This window comes from Vibrio sp. CCB-PB317 (genome assembly GCF_022808245.1).
Classification (GTDB): domain Bacteria; phylum Pseudomonadota; class Gammaproteobacteria; order Enterobacterales; family Vibrionaceae; genus Vibrio; species Vibrio diabolicus.
The window spans coordinates 107,744-121,241 of the sequence record NZ_JALGNU010000003.1 but is presented as its reverse complement, the minus strand read 5'-3'; the positions used below and the strand labels follow the sequence as shown (position 1 = coordinate 121,241).

Annotated in this window: 13 protein-coding genes and 12 tRNA genes; 22 read left to right on the top strand and 3 right to left on the bottom strand. The window is 45.2% G+C overall.

The annotated features are described in order from the left end of the window. Positions 1-95: 95 nt before the first annotated feature. The 6 genes from proC to hemW all read left to right on the top strand — a co-directional run bounded on the left by proC (position 96) and on the right by hemW (position 4,290). Positions 96-914, top strand: coding sequence for a pyrroline-5-carboxylate reductase (proC, locus tag MTR11_RS17770; RefSeq protein WP_243328149.1), 819 nt, complete (start codon positions 96-98; stop codon positions 912-914). A gap of 52 nt (positions 915-966) precedes the next feature. After that, entirely contained in the window at positions 967-1,524 is a 558-nt protein-coding gene (locus MTR11_RS17765) for a YggT family protein (RefSeq protein ID WP_012841393.1), read from the top strand. Next, on the top strand, positions 1,524-1,814 hold the full coding sequence (gene yggU, locus MTR11_RS17760) for a DUF167 family protein YggU (RefSeq protein ID WP_005393980.1): 291 nt from the start codon (positions 1,524-1,526) through the stop codon (positions 1,812-1,814). Before MTR11_RS17765 ends, yggU begins: the two co-directional genes overlap by 1 nt. Before the next feature lie 126 nt (positions 1,815-1,940). Beyond that, a complete protein-coding gene (locus MTR11_RS17755; RefSeq protein WP_005393982.1) occupies positions 1,941-2,372 on the top strand; it encodes a DUF4426 domain-containing protein in 432 nt (143 codons plus the stop codon). A 118-nt stretch (positions 2,373-2,490) separates the two neighbouring features. Continuing rightward, positions 2,491-3,093, top strand: a complete 603-nt coding sequence (locus MTR11_RS17750; RefSeq protein ID WP_005381009.1) for an XTP/dITP diphosphatase — start codon at positions 2,491-2,493, stop codon at positions 3,091-3,093. An 18-nt stretch (positions 3,094-3,111) separates the two neighbouring features. Then, the gene (gene hemW / locus MTR11_RS17745; protein WP_243328148.1) at positions 3,112-4,290 is read left to right on the top strand and encodes a radical SAM family heme chaperone HemW; all 1,179 of its coding nucleotides are present in this window, start codon (positions 3,112-3,114) and stop codon (positions 4,288-4,290) included. Between the two features lie 60 nt (positions 4,291-4,350). Here hemW and glsB read toward each other — a convergent pair whose 3' ends face one another. From glsB to trmB, 3 genes are all read right to left on the bottom strand, one after another. Next, positions 4,351-5,271, bottom strand: coding sequence for a glutaminase B (gene glsB, locus MTR11_RS17740; protein WP_005393987.1), 921 nt, complete (start codon positions 5,269-5,271; stop codon positions 4,351-4,353). A 98-nt stretch (positions 5,272-5,369) separates the two neighbouring features. Then, positions 5,370-6,398 (bottom strand): TRM11 family SAM-dependent methyltransferase, encoded by a 1,029-nt coding sequence (locus MTR11_RS17735; RefSeq protein WP_104974790.1) that lies wholly within the window; start codon positions 6,396-6,398, stop codon positions 5,370-5,372. A gap of 17 nt (positions 6,399-6,415) precedes the next feature. Further along, a complete protein-coding gene (gene trmB / locus MTR11_RS17730; protein WP_006743099.1) occupies positions 6,416-7,135 on the bottom strand; it encodes a tRNA (guanosine(46)-N7)-methyltransferase TrmB in 720 nt (239 codons plus the stop codon). 203 nt (positions 7,136-7,338) lie between these two features. Here trmB and mutY point away from each other — a divergent pair, with 203 nt between their 5' ends. The 16 genes from mutY (at position 7,339) to MTR11_RS17650 (ending at position 13,468) form a co-directional block, all read left to right on the top strand. After that, positions 7,339-8,415 carry an A/G-specific adenine glycosylase gene (mutY, locus tag MTR11_RS17725; protein ID WP_243328147.1) on the top strand — a complete coding sequence of 359 codons (1,077 nt, stop codon included), beginning with the start codon at positions 7,339-7,341 and terminating at the stop codon, positions 8,413-8,415. Between the two features lie 19 nt (positions 8,416-8,434). Further along, positions 8,435-8,707: an oxidative damage protection protein gene (locus MTR11_RS17720; protein ID WP_005381002.1), complete on the top strand. Its 273-nt coding sequence runs from the start codon at positions 8,435-8,437 to the stop codon at positions 8,705-8,707. Between the two features lie 78 nt (positions 8,708-8,785). Then, entirely contained in the window at positions 8,786-9,925 is a 1,140-nt protein-coding gene (gene mltC / locus MTR11_RS17715; protein ID WP_005393998.1) for a membrane-bound lytic murein transglycosylase MltC, read from the top strand. A 100-nt stretch (positions 9,926-10,025) separates the two neighbouring features. Further along, positions 10,026-10,101: transfer RNA gene (locus MTR11_RS17710), tRNA-Phe, on the top strand. A gap of 66 nt (positions 10,102-10,167) precedes the next feature. Further along, positions 10,168-10,243 (top strand) — tRNA-Thr (locus tag MTR11_RS17705). Between the two features lie 7 nt (positions 10,244-10,250). After that, a tRNA-Phe gene (locus MTR11_RS17700) sits at positions 10,251-10,326 on the top strand. Between the two features lie 54 nt (positions 10,327-10,380). Continuing rightward, positions 10,381-10,456 (top strand) — tRNA-Asn (locus MTR11_RS17695). 70 nt (positions 10,457-10,526) lie between these two features. Continuing rightward, a tRNA-Thr gene (locus tag MTR11_RS17690) sits at positions 10,527-10,602 on the top strand. Positions 10,603-10,609: 7 nt separating this feature from the next. After that, positions 10,610-10,685: transfer RNA gene (locus tag MTR11_RS17685), tRNA-Phe, on the top strand. Between the two features lie 38 nt (positions 10,686-10,723). After that, a tRNA-Asn gene (locus MTR11_RS17680) sits at positions 10,724-10,799 on the top strand. A gap of 300 nt (positions 10,800-11,099) precedes the next feature. Next, positions 11,100-12,725 carry a methyl-accepting chemotaxis protein gene (locus MTR11_RS17675; protein WP_243328146.1) on the top strand — a complete coding sequence of 542 codons (1,626 nt, stop codon included), beginning with the start codon at positions 11,100-11,102 and terminating at the stop codon, positions 12,723-12,725. 233 nt (positions 12,726-12,958) lie between these two features. Continuing rightward, positions 12,959-13,034 (top strand) — tRNA-Phe (locus MTR11_RS17670). Positions 13,035-13,087: 53 nt separating this feature from the next. Continuing rightward, positions 13,088-13,163, top strand: a tRNA-Thr gene (locus MTR11_RS17665). A 22-nt stretch (positions 13,164-13,185) separates the two neighbouring features. Then, a tRNA-Asn gene (locus MTR11_RS17660) sits at positions 13,186-13,261 on the top strand. A gap of 40 nt (positions 13,262-13,301) precedes the next feature. Further along, positions 13,302-13,377: transfer RNA gene (locus tag MTR11_RS17655), tRNA-Thr, on the top strand. Between the two features lie 15 nt (positions 13,378-13,392). Next, positions 13,393-13,468: transfer RNA gene (locus MTR11_RS17650), tRNA-Asn, on the top strand. The last annotated feature ends 30 nt before the right edge of the window (positions 13,469-13,498 follow it).

Sequence of the window (13,498 nt, the reverse complement as noted above, 5' to 3'; positions counted from 1 at the left end):
CATCTTACTCGCCAATAGGAGCAGTAAGTAACAGCGGCGCCATTATACACCTGAGCGCACAACAAACTCTAAATATCATGATGGAAATCAGACAAATGGAACATAAAAAAATCGCCTTCATTGGTGCTGGCAACATGGTGAGAGCCATTGTTTCTGGCTTGGTTGCTAACGGATACCCAGCGCAAAACATTACCGCGACAGCTCCTTCAGAGGCACGCCGTCTTCCGCTAGAACAAGATTTTGGCATCCGTACCACCAGCGATAACATCCAAGCTGCGACCGAGGCGGATGTGGTGGTATTGTCTGTGAAACCGCAAATGATGGCGGATGTTTGTAAACCACTGCAAGCGATCGATTTCACTAATAAACTGGTGATTTCTATTGCCGCTGGCATCAACTGTTCACGATTGGATGATATGCTAGACACCAAATTGAACTTGGTTCGTGTTATGCCAAATACGCCATCACAACTTGGGTTGGGCATGAGTGGTTTATTCGCACCAGCCCATGTAACTGAGCAAGACAAAGCTTTTGCTGCAGAGTTAATGGAAGCGGTCGGTAAAGTATGTTGGGTTGAGCAAGAGTCTGGCATCAATAATGTGATTGCCGCAGCTGGCAGTGCTCCGGCATACTTCTTCCTGTTTATGGAGGCGATGCAAGGAGAAGCGATTGCTCAAGGCTTTGATAAAGACACCGCTCGACTATTGGTTCAGCAAGCTGCATTGGGCGCGGCCAGTATGGTGGTTAGCAACCCAGAAACTGAGCTATCGACCCTGCGTGAGAACGTGACATCGAAAGGTGGGACAACGGCTGAAGCACTGCGTACATTCAACGAACATCAACTTTCAGATATTGTTGCTAAAGCCATGCAAGCTGCTGTGGCTCGCGCGGAAGAAATGGAAAAACTGTTTTAATTATTTGGATGAACTCCGTTTAGTATCATCCATCACTTGTTAAGGGTACCTTATGAATTCAATGAGTTTTCTCATCTCAACCCTATTTGACCTGTACATCATGGTCGTAATTTTGCGAATTTGGTTGCAAGCTGCACGCGCAGACTTCTACAACCCATTCTCGCAATTCATAGTAAAAGCGACTCAGCCGGTCATTGGTCCACTGCGCCGCATTATCCCTTCCGTGGGGAATATTGACCTAGCAACAGTGTTGTTTGCCTACGTGTTGTGTGTGCTTAAATTTGTCGTTCTGATCCTGATAGCTTCGAACGGTTCCGTCTCTTTCAGCGCTGATTTCTTGTTCTTGGGCTTGTTATCATTAATCAAAGCCGCTGGAGGTCTGCTGTTCTGGGTACTATTGATCCGTGCAATTTTGAGCTGGGTAAGCCAAGGTCGCAGCCCTATCGAGTACGTATTCCATCAATTAACCGAGCCAATGTGCGCACCAATCCGTCGTATTATTCCGGCTATTGGTGGTCTTGATTTGAGCGTACTGGTACTGTTTATCGGCTTGCAGTTCGCGAACTTCTTGATGGGTGATATCATTGGTCCAATTTGGTTCCAGTTATAATGTCAGCCGCAGTTTGGCAAGATGGCGAGGACATCATCCTAAAGCTCTATATTCAACCTAAAGCAAGCCGCGATAAAATTGTTGGCTTGCATGGTGAAGAGCTCAAAATCGCCATTACTGCTCCACCTGTCGATGGCAAAGCTAATGCGCACCTAACTAAGTTCTTAGCCAAGCAGTTTAAAATCGCTAAGGGTTTGGTTCACATAGAAAAAGGTGAATTAGGACGGCACAAACAAATTCGGATAGAATCGCCTACCCAGATACCGACAGAAATTAAAGCCATCTTATGATGGCTTTTTATTTACAATTTTGTACCACACTTACTAGTACCAATGACTGAGTTCGCATTTTTATCCCGTGACCAAGGTAAATTGCGGCTATGGTTGTTTTATAACAAGTGCTTTGAGGAAGTAACAATGAGCAAATGGATTACCGCATTACTGATCAGCCTATTGTCGTTACCAAGCTTCGCCGATCAGTTTAAAAATATGAAAGATATCGAAGTACACTATGTCGCGTTTAACTCGACATTCTTAACACCGAAAGTCGCACGTAGCTACGATATCAAGCGTAATGGATACCTCGCTGTGGTTAATATTAGCGTGCTAGATAGAGCTTCATTGGGTAAACCTGCATTAGAAGCAAAAATTGCTGGACGCGCGAAAAACCTCATCGGCCAAACTCAGACCTTGTCCTTTCGTGAAGTCAAAGAAGGCAATGCGATATACTATTTAGCCGAACTGCCAATTACCCACGAAGAAACTTTTACTTTCGATATTGACGTAAAAGCTGGAAACAAAGGCTCAGGTAAGCTTAAATTCACCCAGAAGTTTTATGTTGAAGAGTAATTGGGTTGTGATGATCCAAAAGCTTTTGGATCTAAGCAGGCTAAAAACCACTTATTAGTTAAAGAATATCTAGAGGAGAACGATTTGTTCTCCTCTATCACTATTAAAAGAGATTCCCATGAAAAAAATTGTGCTAGCAACCGGTAACCAAGGCAAAGTTCGTGAAATGGCAGATTTGTTGTCTGACTTCGGCTTTGAAGTATTAGCGCAAAGTGAATTCAATGTATCGGAAGTAGCTGAAACGGGTACAACTTTCATTGAAAACGCAATCATTAAAGCTCGCCATGCCGCACAAGAAACAGGGCTTCCTGCCATTGCAGACGACTCTGGATTAGAAGTCGATTTCTTAAAAGGCGCTCCGGGCATTTACTCTGCACGTTACGCAGGCGAGAGCGCATCTGATCAAGAGAATCTAGAAAAATTGCTAGCGGCAATGGAAGGCGTACCAGAAGCAGAGCGTACAGCACGTTTCCACTGTGTATTAGTCCTCATGCGTCACGAGAACGACCCAACGCCTATCGTCTGCCACGGTAAATGGGAAGGTCGCATTCTAACTGAAGCTCACGGTGAAAATGGTTTTGGCTACGACCCAATCTTCTTTGTTCCTGAAGACAACTGTGCGTCAGCCGAACTTGAACCTGCACGTAAGAAACAACTGTCTCACCGCGGTAAAGCGCTCAAGTCGTTGTTTGCTCAACTGTCTGAGCAAGTGTCTCAGTAATCACGAGCGAATTAGACCATGTTAACGCCCCCAGCACTCAGCTTGTATGTACACATCCCGTGGTGTGTGCAAAAGTGCCCGTATTGCGACTTTAACTCTCACGCGCTCAAAACCGAGATTCCAGAAGAAGAGTACATCAGTGCCCTTTTAGAAGATTTGGATACCGACATTGAGAAATACCGACTTAACGAAGCGCCACGTCCACTGCATTCAATCTTCATTGGTGGTGGTACGCCGAGTTTGATTTCGGCAGAAGGCATCGAGCGTCTACTTAAGGGCATTGAAGCGCGTATTCCTTTCAAGCCTGAAATTGAGATCACCATGGAAGCCAACCCAGGCACCATCGAAGCAGAGCGTTTTGTTGGCTACCGCAAAGCTGGTGTAACGCGTATCTCTATCGGTGTGCAAAGCTTTGAGCAACAGAAGCTTGAGCGTTTGGGGCGTATTCACGGCCAAGACGAAGCCGTCAATGCTGCTAAATTAGCGCACCAAATCGGTTTGAACAGCTTTAACCTCGATCTCATGCACGGCTTACCTGATCAAAGCATCGAACAAGCCTTGGCAGATTTGGACAAAGCGATTGAGTTGGCACCGCCGCATCTTTCTTGGTATCAGCTCACTATCGAGCCAAACACCATGTTTTACTACAAGCCACCAACGCTACCTGATGATGATGATTTGTGGGATATTTTCGAGCTCGGACACCAAAAACTTTCAGCCGCGGGTTATGTGCAATATGAAATCTCCGGTTACAGCAAGCCGGGCTATCAGTGTCAGCACAACCTCAACTACTGGCGCTTTGGCGATTACCTTGGTATCGGTTGTGGCTCTCATGGCAAACTCAGTTTTACCGACGGACGTATTATTCGAACGACAAAGGTAAAACACCCGCGTGGCTATTTAGCGGCTTATCAAAATATGGTCAAACCTTACCTGCATACGGAACATGTCGTCGCGGATGAAGATCGTCCATTCGAGTTCTTTATGAACCGATTCCGCTTAATGGAAGCATGCCCGAAGCAAGATTACGTGGACACCACAGGCTTGCCGCTCAGTACGATTCAAGAAACTATTGATTGGGCGTTAGAAATGGGCTACTTGAGTGAAACCGCCACTCATTGGCAAATTACTGAAAAAGGGAAGCTCTTCCTTAATAACTTGCTCGAAGCCTTTATGGCCGAAGAAAGCGAAGAGTAACGCAGCCCAAAAACAAAAAAGCCTCTCAATTGAGAGGCTTTTTATATAGAACATTCAACATTAGAAAATCGAACGGCCAATTCGCTCCGATAGCAATTCAAGCGCCTTAGTACCAGCAAGGGAGTTACCTGAAGGGTCAAGCTCTGGAGACCATACTGCAATGGTCATTTCACCAGGTACTACCGCGATAATGCCACCACCGACACCAGACTTACCAGGCATGCCAACACGATAAGCAAACTCACCCGCGCCATCATACAGGCCACACGTTGCTAACAGTGCATTAAGTTGTTTGGTTTGCACGGGAGAAACAACGGGCTTACCCGTTTGTACCGATGTGCCCTTATTTGCCAAATAGCTAAACGTTTTAGCCAAGTCGACACAGCTCATCTTCAGTGCACAAGCGTGGAAGTAGTTTTGCAGCACTGGGATTACTTCATTTTCGAAGTTACCAAACGAGCGCATGAGATAAGCAATCGCCGCATTACGATCACCATGCATCATTTCGGATGCCGCGACGACTTTGTCATACACAATATGAGTATCACCAGAAAGCTGACGTACAAATTCCAATAGGCGCTGACGAGGTGCAGATAAGCGAGTTTGCAACAGATCCGCCACAACTATCGCTCCAGCATTAATAAAAGGATTGCGAGGAATACCTTGCTCCATTTCTAGCTGGATTAGCGAATTAAATGCCTGCCCCGAAGGCTCTTTTCCCACTCGAGACCAAATTTCTTCTTGCTTGTACAAGCACATCGCTAACGTCAAGCTCAATGCTTTTGAAATAGATTGGATAGAGAAAGGTTCATCGGCATCGCCCGCCTTAATAACCTCACCTTCGTTGGTGTATACCGCAATACCTAACTTGTTGCTGGGTACTTTTGCCAGAGCAGGAATGTAATCAGCCACTTTGCCTTGGCCGATTAAAGGGCGCACTTCCGCCAAAATATCTGTCAAAATTTCCACTGTCGGTTTCATTCTCTACCTTCTATTTACAAGAGAACTCGTTGAGCTCAGAGGTAAAAAAAGCCAACGTGTCGTTGGCTTTTCCATAGGGTTCGTTCGACTCAAGTCGATTATGGTTTTACTGCCACAATAATATTGCGGTTGATAGATTGATCAACACGGTGAAGATAACCGATGTAAGGCTCTTCTGAAAGTACCTTCCAGCCTTGCTCTTCAAATAATGCCGCGACATCTTTCCATTTCAATGTAAATTCATTGAAAGACAACACCACTGAACCTTGTTTTTTCAATACCACTTTCCATGCAGGCAGAGCCTCGTTTAAAAGCTCTAGTGGACTACGGTTCAGTTTGCTGTCCTTGGCATTTTTGCTGCCGTGCTGCACGCCGTAAGGCAAGTCAGACACCATCACATCAACTGAGTTCTTTTTCACGACTTGATCAGCGATACGAGTATCAGCCGAATACAGCTTCATAAACTGAAGATTGCCTTGGTTGTAATCTTCTTTATTTGCTGCAGCTTCAACCACGAAACCATCCGCCACTTTCTTGCCACCCGCTGTGCGCTTTTCTTTGCTCACTTTGTGCTTAAAGCGGCCATTCTTCATGAACTTAACGATAAAGGTCTGGATCTCTTGCACCCACTTGGCATTGATCTCTACCCCCACCACGTTCAAACCATGGATCAAGCCTTCAAACAAGGTTGTACCTTTACCACACATTGGATCCATCAAGGTCAGCTGCTCACTTCCCGTATTGGACGCACTAATGCCGATATTCACCATCAAGCGAGTAAACTGCTCGTTTGTTTTCCCGGTATAACGCAGAATCTGACTCATGCTTTCCGGGAAAGTATTGAACGCTGGCGCTTGAATTGGTCGAAGTAAACCATCTTCGCGCACTTCAAATAGTGCATAGTAAATCGAAGAGGCTGCGATTCTTCGCGTCTGCTCATCGCTTAGAGCTTCCTGACAAGAAAACACCAACGCTGCAGGTAAGCCAACCTCTTTACTACCAATTTCTGTCACATCCACGCCTTGTGAAGCTAAAATTGCTTTTAGCTCTGAACAGGCAATGGTCATTGCGCTATCAAAGTAAATTCGGTTATGACCCGGATTCGCTAATATCGCGTAATGGTACATCCCATGAACTCCTCTAGTTACGCGATACGCTTATATTTGATATCCCACACACCGTGACCAAGACGGTGACCACGAGCTTCAAACTTCGTTAAAGGACGGTCGTCTGGACGAGGAACGAAATCACCATCTTTAGCAATGTTTTCGAAACCTGGCGCTTGGTTCATCACTTCAATCATGTGCTCTGCGTAGTTTTCCCAGTCTGTCGCCATGTGGAAAATACCTTCATTAGGGATCAGCTTCTCACGAACCATTTCAGCAAAACCTAATTGAACGATGCGACGCTTGTGGTGACGTTTCTTGTGCCAAGGGTCTGGGAAGAACAACTGCAGTGTCGATAGGCTGCCGTTTGGAATCATATGCTCAAACACTTCCACTGCGTCATGGCACATCACACGCAGGTTAGTAACTCCCGCCTCACGCGCATCCGCAAGACAAGCACCAACACCTGGGCTGTGTACTTCGATACCAATGAAGTTCTTCTCTGGTGCATTCTTTGCCATTTCAACCAATGAAGCACCCATGCCAAAACCGATCTCTAGTACAACGGGGTTGTCGTTACCAAACACTTCTTTCCAATCGAGAAGTTCAGCTTTGAAGTCAATACCCATCGTTGGCCAGCATTCATTCATCGCGCTCTCTTGACCTTTAGTCAAACGCCCTTCACGGCGCACAAAGCTGCGGATTTTGCGGATCAGCTTTCCGTCTTCGTTGTATTCGTTAGTGGTTACTTCACTCATTGATTTTGCCTGCACATTGATTAATCAAAGCGGGGATTATCCAAAGAATTTACTGAGGTGCAAGTATTTGTTGAGCTCTTGGCCTATGGCAGCCCAAAAGCAATAGCACACCTCTTTATATCCCTACTGTTTATCCGTTGTACTTCTTGCCCATTATGTGGTGCAATTTTGCACCTAACCAATAATAGAATATAGAGCAAGTCGTGACACCTTTCGCCAGTGCCATCCTAGAATGGTATGACGCATATGGAAGAAAAGATCTTCCGTGGCAACAAAATAAGACCGCATACAGTGTCTGGTTGTCTGAAATCATGCTTCAGCAAACTCAGGTCACTACGGTTATTCCGTATTACCAACGTTTCTTGGAGCGTTTTCCAACCGTGATCGATCTTGCCAATGCTGAGCAAGATGAAGTCCTGCACCTTTGGACTGGCTTAGGGTATTACGCCCGAGCCCGTAACCTTCACAAAGCAGCACAAGAGGTCGCCTCTACATACAATGGTGAGTTTCCTCTTGATATAGAGAAAATGAACGCCTTACCGGGGATTGGCCGCTCTACCGCAGCCGCCGTTTTATCGTCTGTGTATAAACAACCACATGCGATTCTTGATGGCAACGTGAAGCGCACCCTATCCCGCTGTTTCGCAGTCGAAGGATGGCCAGGACAAAAAAAGGTTGAAAACCAGCTGTGGGAAATTGCCGAAACGCACACCCCACAAACGGACGTAGATAAGTATAACCAGGCAATGATGGACATGGGCGCAATGGTCTGCACACGCAGCAAACCCAAATGTCGCCTCTGCCCTGTTGCGGATCTGTGTGTGGCAAAACAACAAGGCAATGTGCTCGACTACCCGGGTAAAAAACCGAAAAAAGACAAGCCAATCAAGCAAACTCGTTTTGTAATGCTTCACCACAACACCGAAAATGGTCATGAAGTGTGGTTAGAACAAAGACCACAAACAGGCATTTGGGGTGGCTTATTTTGCTTCCCACAAACCGAACATGTGGATGTAGAAAGCGACATTGAATTGCTACTGGATCAACGTGGCATTCAAGCCAGCAATATCAAGCAGCAGCAAACACTGATTACCTTTCGCCATACCTTTAGCCATTACCACCTCGATATCACGCCAATTTTGATTGATTTATCAAAGCAACCGGACGTGATAATGGAAGGCAACAAAGGTCTTTGGTATAACTTATCTAAACCTGAAGAAGTCGGTTTAGCCGCGCCAGTAAAACTATTGCTGGAAGCGCTACCCCACGAACTTCGTTAATTGAATACAAGGAGTCATTATGAGCCGCACTGTATTTTGTGCTCGACTAAAAAAAGAAGGCGAAGGTCTAGACTTTCAACTTTACCCTGGTGAACTAGGTAAACGCATTTTCGACAACATCTCGAAAGAAGCGTGGGCTCAGTGGCAACACAAACAAACCATGTTGATCAACGAAAAGAAACTCAACATGATGGATCCAGAGCACCGAAAACTGATCGAAACAGAAATGGTAAACTTCCTCTTTGAAGGAAAAGACGTTCATATCGAAGGTTACACACCGCCGAGCGAATAAAGTCGCTTGAGTTAAAACAATGACATCACAACCACTTGTGGTGTCATTTTTCTATTACCTTCAATAGCCCTGATACTTATGAAAAAAATTGTCTTTATTGCTGCCGCACTTTTAATGGCTGGCTGTAGCCGTGAATTCGTCGAAAAGATTTATGACGTCAACTACGAGCCCACAAACCGTTTTGCCAATAATTTAGCTGAGCTACCTGGACAATTTGAAAAAGATACCGCCGCGTTGGACGCCCTGATCAATAGTTTCTCTGGTAACATTCAAAAGCGCTGGGGTAAAAAAGAAATTAAGTACGCAGGCAAAAGTAATTACGTCAAATATATCGATAACTACCTTAGCCGTGCCGAAGTCGACTTTCGCAAAGGCGTGATCACGATTGAAACCGTATCACCGACCGAGCCCCAAAAGCACCTCAAAGAGGCGATTGTCACTACCTTACTCACGCCAGACGACCCAGCTCACGTCGACTTGTTCTCCTCAAAAGGAATCACGTTAGAAGGGCAACCATTTCTGTATAAACAAGTTGTTGACCAAGACAATAAGCCAATTCAGTGGTCTTGGCGGGCAAACCGATTTGCGGAGTATCTCATCGCAAACAAAATCAAGACCAAAGACGTTGATTTCAAGAAAGCGTATTACGTCGAAATCCCCATGGTTGAAGACCATTTTTCAACACGCAGCTACCAATACGCCGATATCGTGCGCCGAGCTTCCAAGAAATACGATATTCCAGAAGATTTGATATACGCCATTATTAAAACCGAGAGCAGCTTCAACCCGTACGCAGTAAGTTGGGCAAATGCGTATGGCTTAATGCAAGTTGTACCTAAAACCGCCGGTCGAGACGTATTCAAGCTCGTGAAAAAGCGCTCAGGCCAGCCAAGCCCTGAATATTTGTTTAATCCAGAAAACAACATCGATACCGGTACTGCGTATTTCTACATTTTAAAAAATCGTTATTTAAGAGAAGTCCATCACCCTACCTCTCTCGAGTACAGTATGATTTCCGCTTACAATGGCGGTACTGGAGGTGTTTTAAACACATTCCATCGCAGCGATCGCAAACGCGCAATGCAAGATCTTAATTCGTTGCAACCCAACCAAGTTTATTGGGCACTAACTAAGAAACATCCGAACGCAGAAGCACGTCGTTACCTAGAAAAAGTTACAAATTTCAAAAAGGAATTTAACTCAAAGCAAACTTTGTAGTGACAGTTGAATAAAAAGCGTTCGAACAAGCACTTTTTTGAAATTATTTAAAAAAAGTGGTTGACGCAAAGCGGGAAAATCCGTTTAATAGCGCTCCGTCGCCCGGATAGCTCAGTCGGTAGAGCAGAGGATTGAAAATCCTCGTGTCGGTGGTTCGATTCCGCCTCCGGGCACCACAATTTGATTTGTTGGTGTCTTAACGAAATGTTATAACACGGACAAAAGCACAAAGAATAAAGTGTGCCGACTTAGCTCAGTAGGTAGAGCAACTGACTTGTAATCAGTAGGTCACCAGTTCGATTCCGGTAGTCGGCACCATTCTTTTGCCTCGATAGCTCAGTCGGTAGAGCAGAGGATTGAAAATCCTCGTGTCGGTGGTTCGATTCCGCCTCGAGGCACCATATTTGGTGCGCTTGCTTAATTTAAATCATTGGCAAGACACAAAACAGAATAGTTCCTCCTTAGCTCAGTTGGTAGAGCGACGGACTGTTAATCCGCAGGTCACTGGTTCGAGTCCAGTAGGAGGAGCCAACTTCAAGAATTTCATATGAATGAGATTCTTAAAACGAAGAGTTCATCTCTTCTAAAAAGAATAAAGTGTGCCGACTTAGCTCAGTAGGTAGAGCAACTGACTTGTAATCAGTAGGTCACCAGTTCGATTCCGGTAGTCGGCACCATTCTTTTGCCTCGATAGCTCAGTCGGTAGAGCAGAGGATTGAAAATCCTCGTGTCGGTGGTTCGATTCCGCCTCGAGGCACCATTATTTGGTGTCATTGCTAAACACGATACACGAATAATTCCTCCTTAGCTCAGTTGGTAGAGCGACGGACTGTTAATCCGCAGGTCACTGGTTCGAGTCCAGTAGGAGGAGCCATTTTTAAAAAGCCGCATCTTTTGATGCGGCTTTTTGGCATCTGCCCTACGTTCATTTCATTTTCTCTGTTTCTCTGTTTCTCTGTTTCTCTGTTTCTCTGTTTCTCTGTTTCTAGCATCGCAAAATATTAAGCCCAATCTCTAAAAAACACTTATTTTACGCTAAAAATTTAATCCTCATCATAATTTCAATACGCACTAGTATGCGCTCATATTCATCTTCACTAAGATGCCCGAGTTATTACATTTCTTCTTTTAGCTATGCCTTGCATAGTGATGACACTTTATTTGTGAGCCAAATATGAAACTAAAAACTCAAGCCTATTTATTATCTGCGATCATATTGCTAGCACTCCTAGCACTGACCGCAACGGGCTTATGGACACTTCGCGTCGCAAGTAACCTTGATAACAAAGCTCGGGTTACTGAGCTATTCAAAAGTGCGTACAGCATTCTTACCGAAGTAGAAAAAATGGCTATCGAAGGCAAAATGCCAGAGGACGAAGCGAAATCATTAGCCACTCGCCTACTTCGTAATAATATCTACAAAGACAACGAATACGTTTATGTCGCAGATGAGAACATGATTTTTGTTGCAGCTCCGCTTGACCCTCAATTACATGGAACAAGCTTTCACGACTTTCGTGATGGAGATGGCAACAGCGTCGGCCAACTTATCTTAGATGTTTTGGGGCGCAAAACAGGTCAAATCGTCGAATATACTTGGAGTCAAAAGCAGGCCGACGGAAGCATTGAAGAAAAACACTCTATTGCCGAGAAAACACCACATTGGGGCTGGGTTGTAGGTACAGGGATCGGTTTTAATGAGGTGAATGCTCGCTTCTGGGCTACCGCCCAATGGCAGCTTGTACTGTGTTTAGTTATCGCGGGGAGTATTCTCGGTGGCCTGATTATCTCGATTCGCAAGATGCTCAATCTACTTGGTGGAGAGCCAAACAATGTGCGCAAAGCCGTTCAAGCTGTCGCACAAGGCGACATTCAGACCAGTTTTGATGCAGTGGCGCCGAGAGGAAGTATCTATCGTGCGGTGCAAGATATGAGTCAATCACTAGCCACCATGGTGACAAACCTTGAGAAATCCATGCACGCACTGCGCGCTGAGTTATCTGCCGTAGAATCACGCTCAAATACGATTGCCGATCTCACCGTATCCCAGCAGCAGTCAACAGCAATGATTGCCACTGCTATGACTGAAATGGCATCTTCAGCCAACCATGTTGCCAACTCGGCAAGTGATACAGCAAACAACACAGACGAAGCCGATAAACAAAGTCAGCATACTCAGAAGCTGATTCACAGTACTGTTGAAAACATTCAAGGTTTGGCTTCTCAATTAAATACTGCAAGTAAAGCGGTCGCCGATCTAGATCAGGATGTAAATAGTATAGTGAAAGTGCTCGATGTAATTGGCGATATTGCAGAGCAAACAAACTTACTCGCACTCAATGCTGCCATTGAAGCAGCACGTGCCGGAGAGCAAGGTCGAGGCTTTGCCGTTGTTGCCGACGAGGTGCGTAACCTGGCAGGCCGAACACAAGATAGCACTAAAGAGATTCAGCATATGATCTCCAACCTGCAAGAAGGTTCCCGTAACGCTATTCACACAATGGAAGTGTGTGCAGAAACCAGTGAGGGCACAGTAACAGAGTCTAAGAATGCCTCTGAAGCTCTGCAGCAAATTGTAACGGCGTTAGAATCTATCACCGCAATGAGTCAGCAGATCGCGACTGCAGCAGCCGAACAAACTCAGGTTAGCGATGATATTGCGCTTCGCGTCAATCTTATCGAGGAAAGCGGAAGCCAGCTCAACTCTGTGGTAACGGAGAGTCAATCAAGCACTCAAAGTTTAGCTTCGCTGGCGGATGAGCTAGAAGGTTGGGTAAACAAGTTCTCTGTAAAGCACTAGGTTAAAGTCAATTGTTTAGTATAAAGCACGTTTTCAAGCGTGCTTTTTTTGTTTTTATCCATTTACTCTACTTTCAAGCTCCTATTTCTCCATTAAAGAAAGCTTAGTTGATGGCGGATTTTTATCAAAAATGCATAAAAACAGCCCACTCCGAGCACATTTTCATCAAACGATATTTTATTTTAATTTTATGGTTGACCTAAGAGCCGAAAAACCGTTTAATACACCTCGTCGCCCGGATAGCTCAGTCGGTAGAGCAGAGGATTGAAAATCCTCGTGTCGGTGGTTCGATTCCGCCTCCGGGCACCACAGTTTATTAATTGTTGGTGCTTAGCACGAACAATAGTTAAAGAATATAGTGTGCCGACTTAGCTCAGTAGGTAGAGCAACTGACTTGTAATCAGTAGGTCACCAGTTCGATTCCGGTAGTCGGCACCATTTATTCTTTTAAAAAGACAATTCCTCCTTAGCTCAGTTGGTAGAGCGACGGACTGTTAATCCGCAGGTCACTGGTTCGAGTCCAGTAGGAGGAGCCATTTTTCAGTTAGTAAGTCGATTACTTATTAACGAAAATATGCCGACTTAGCTCAGTAGGTAGAGCAACTGACTTGTAATCAGTAGGTCACCAGTTCGATTCCGGTAGTCGGCACCACTTATTAAAATTTGTTCCTCCTTAGCTCAGTTGGTAGAGCGACGGACTGTTAATCCGCAGGTCACTGGTTCGAGTCCAGTAGGAGGAGCCATATTAGAAAAAGCCGTATCTCTTGATACGG

Excerpts from the sequence above, each read along its gene's own strand:
- proC (WP_243328149.1), top strand. The coding sequence starts at position 96 with ATGGAACATAAAAAAATCGCCTTCATTGGTGCTGGCAACATGGTGAGA.
- MTR11_RS17750 (WP_005381009.1), top strand. The coding sequence starts at position 2,491 with ATGAAAAAAATTGTGCTAGCAACCGGTAACCAAGGCAAAGTTCGTGAA.
- MTR11_RS17765 (WP_012841393.1), top strand. The coding sequence starts at position 967 with ATGAATTCAATGAGTTTTCTCATCTCAACCCTATTTGACCTGTACATC.
- MTR11_RS17675 (WP_243328146.1), top strand. The coding sequence starts at position 11,100 with ATGAAACTAAAAACTCAAGCCTATTTATTATCTGCGATCATATTGCTA.
- MTR11_RS17755 (WP_005393982.1), top strand. The coding sequence starts at position 1,941 with ATGAGCAAATGGATTACCGCATTACTGATCAGCCTATTGTCGTTACCA.
- glsB (WP_005393987.1), bottom strand. The coding sequence starts at position 5,271 with ATGAAACCGACAGTGGAAATTTTGACAGATATTTTGGCGGAAGTGCGC.
- MTR11_RS17735 (WP_104974790.1), bottom strand. The coding sequence starts at position 6,398 with ATGTACCATTACGCGATATTAGCGAATCCGGGTCATAACCGAATTTAC.
- mltC (WP_005393998.1), top strand. The coding sequence starts at position 8,786 with ATGAAAAAAATTGTCTTTATTGCTGCCGCACTTTTAATGGCTGGCTGT.
- yggU (WP_005393980.1), top strand. The coding sequence starts at position 1,524 with ATGTCAGCCGCAGTTTGGCAAGATGGCGAGGACATCATCCTAAAGCTC.
- hemW (WP_243328148.1), top strand. The coding sequence starts at position 3,112 with ATGTTAACGCCCCCAGCACTCAGCTTGTATGTACACATCCCGTGGTGT.
- trmB (WP_006743099.1), bottom strand. The coding sequence starts at position 7,135 with ATGAGTGAAGTAACCACTAACGAATACAACGAAGACGGAAAGCTGATC.
- MTR11_RS17720 (WP_005381002.1), top strand. The coding sequence starts at position 8,435 with ATGAGCCGCACTGTATTTTGTGCTCGACTAAAAAAAGAAGGCGAAGGT.